This window comes from Sphingobium sp. D43FB (assembly GCF_002312805.1).
GTDB lineage: Bacteria > Pseudomonadota > Alphaproteobacteria > Sphingomonadales > Sphingomonadaceae > Sphingobium.
In genome coordinates, this window is the sequence record NZ_NMUA01000293.1 from 1 (window position 1) to 324 (window position 324).

A 324-nucleotide genomic window follows, 5' to 3' on the forward strand; every position below is an offset into this window, starting at 1 on the left:
GCCGCATTATACGCGCTCCAGTTTGTCGTGCGATACTTTGGTGAGGCTGGCTTGGGCATAGCCGCCCCCTAAAGCACTCGATTCACCTGAGGAATCCCCCAGGCGCAATTTCGCAACAAAGCCCTTTGGATGTGTACGCGAAGCGTACTCTCGAATGGCTCCTCAGTATGGGTCTTGTCGAGAAGTCGGGCGTAGAGTTAGAGCCTGATTCATAATTATCCGATGAAATTTCATAGTCTTGCGATGCGACGCGCGAATAGCTGGATGGAAGCTATGAACAGCCACGCAGTTGCCGATGCGATGGTCTGTTCAAAGTCCTTGGCG

Annotated in this window: 1 pseudogene; it reads right to left on the bottom strand. The window is 52.8% G+C overall.

Annotated elements, in window-relative coordinates:
- Window positions 1-230: 230 nt before the first annotated feature.
- Window positions 231-324: pseudogene (locus tag SxD43FB_RS24465) on the bottom strand (IS5/IS1182 family transposase); the annotation flags it as partial.